Source organism: Bacillus sp. V59.32b, assembly GCF_003429085.1.
Taxonomy (GTDB): Bacteria; Bacillota; Bacilli; order Bacillales; family DSM-1321; genus Peribacillus.
In genome coordinates, this window is the sequence record NZ_QVTC01000111.1 from 1 (window position 1) to 2,519 (window position 2,519).

Consider the following 2,519-nt stretch of genomic DNA (forward strand, 5'->3'; position numbering starts at 1 on the left):
TAATTCTTAATTGCCTTACGTCCAAGTGCGACAGCTAAAATGATGATTAATCCGCGCACGATCATCTGCTGGCTGACATCCAGACCCATGATGATTAATCCATTGTTAATCGTTCCGATCATTAAGGATCCGATGACCGTTCCCACAACCGTCCCTACTCCGCCGGCTAATGCCGTTCCACCAAGAATAACGGCCGCAATGACTGACAACTCATCCCCTTCACCGAAGGTAAATCTTCCCGCCTGCATCCGGCCGGCGTATAAAATACCGGCGAACCCAGCTGCCAACCCTGTTCCCATAAAAACAAGCAGTTTGATTTTTCCTGTTTTAACACCCGAGAATTTGGCCGCACTCTCATTTCCGCCTGTCGCTAAGGTTTGTCTTCCAAATGGCGTCTTGCGCAACAGGACATGACCGATCATCGCTGCGATCAGGGTCCAGATTAATAGGATCGGAATCGGACCAAGGTCTCCAGAGCCAAAGAAAAAGTTGAAGGTTTGATCAATAATCGGAACCGGGGCTGTATCAGTCGTCCACATGGCAATCCCTCTTACGATCCCCATCATTCCAAGCGTAACCAAGAAAGAAGGGATCGCTGCCTTCGTGATCAGAAGGCCGTTAACCAATCCGATCAATATCCCTGTTCCCAAGCCGACAATCAAACCGCCGAAAAGTCCAAAGCCCGCCTGTAAGGCCAAGGCCGTTGTTAAGGATGCCAAGGCGGTGATCGAACCAACCGAAAGGTCAATTTCCCCCGTACTGATGACAAACGTCATCGCTACCGCCATGATCGAAATCATCGCTGTTTGGCGCACAATATTCAGTAAGTTGGAAGTCGATAAAAATCCTTCATCAAATAAGCTAACCGAGAAATAGATAATGACACCGACAAATGCGATATATACAATATAGTCGCGCCAATCGAACGTTTTGCCAGATTTAACTGTAGGCGTGTTGATTGGATTTTTTATTTCAATATCCTTGGATGGCATGTTGAAGCTCCTCCTCTGTATGGATTTCCCTTCTATTCAGTTCCTTTACGGCTCTGCCGTCATGCAAGACAATGACTCGGTCACTGACCGCGAGAAGTTCAGGGAGTTCCGATGAGATAACGATAATCGCTTTCCCGCTGTCCGCGAGTTCACGAATGATATCAATGATTTCTGTTTTTGCGCCGATATCGACCCCAATCGTGGGTTCATCCAATATCAGCACATCCGGGTCATTGGCCAGCCATTTAGCCAACACAATCTTTTGTTGGTTTCCCCCGGATAATAAACTGGCGGTTTTAAATATATGATCTGTCTTAATATTGAGCTTTTTAACTAATTCATCTGCCAACATATTGGCCTTTCGTTCATCCACAAACAGCCCTTTTTTGATTTTGGAGAGAATCGGCAAAATCATATTGTCCTTCACATTATGGCCCAGCACCAACCCTTGTACCCTTCGGTCTTCCGGAATCAAGGCCAATCCCGCCTTGATGGCGTCTGTCGGATTTTTAATCGTCTGCTTTTCCCCGTTGATATAAACGTCACCGCTGTCTCTTGGATCAATACCGAAAATGGAACGGGCCAATTCTGATCTCCCACTTCCCATTAAGCCGGCGAGGCCAAGAATTTCACCGGGATACAGTTTGAAACTGATGTCGTCCACTCTAGTGCCGGACGATACATTTTTCACTTCCAGGACAGGTTGGGAGTCATTGGGATAGGAGCGTTCTTGCCACTCAAACGCTTTATCCATTTCAGCTCCGACGATATGCTGGATGACCGTTTCCAGGGTAATGTCTTTACAATTTTCCGTCACCACGTTTTTTCCATCCCGTAAAATGGTAATCCGGTCGCAAATCTCAAAGATTTCATCCATACGATGTGATATATATATAATAGAAATCCCTTTTCGCTTAAGTTTGTTAATGAAATTGAAAAGAATCTCCGTTTCTTTCTTGGTTAATGAAGAAGATGGTTCATCCATGACCAAAATTTTCGCTTCCTGTGAGAGGGCTTTTGCAATTTCAGTCATTTGCCAATATCCTACACCAAGATTTCCCACCATCTCATTCGGATCGATATCAACCTCTAATTCTTTTAATAATTCAATGGTTTTCGCCACACCCTCTTTGTCGTTGAGCAATCCTAGTGACGTTTTGGATTCTCGGGTTAAGAAAATATTTTCCGCGACGGTTAAGGTCGGAATTAAACTAAACTCTTGAAAGATCATCGAAATATTATTGTCTCTTGCCTCTTTGGTATTGTGAATCGTTACCGGTTTCCCATCAATGACGATTTCTCCGCTGTCCGCTGAATACACACCCGTCAATATTTTCATTAGAGTGGATTTCCCGGCTCCATTCCCTCCCATGAGGGCATGGACCTCTCCTTTGTTCACGGAGAAATTCACTGAATCCAGCACCGTTATCCCGTTAAAAGATTTGGATACATTTTTCATCGAAAGCATAGGTTGTTCCAATTCATTCACCTTCTTTTTAATAGAGGCTGCTAAAAATCTAGCAGCCT

2 protein-coding genes are annotated in these 2,519 nt (G+C 44.7%); both read right to left on the minus strand.

From position 1 onward, the window contains the following. On the minus strand, window positions 1–992 hold a 992-nt coding region (locus tag D0463_RS18920; protein ID WP_133299589.1), incomplete at its 3' end, for an ABC transporter permease. Beyond that, a partial coding sequence (locus tag D0463_RS18925) for a sugar ABC transporter ATP-binding protein (protein ID WP_254052863.1) occupies window positions 973–2,519 on the minus strand: 1,547 nt, incomplete at its 5' end. The genes D0463_RS18925 and D0463_RS18920, both read right to left, overlap by 20 nt.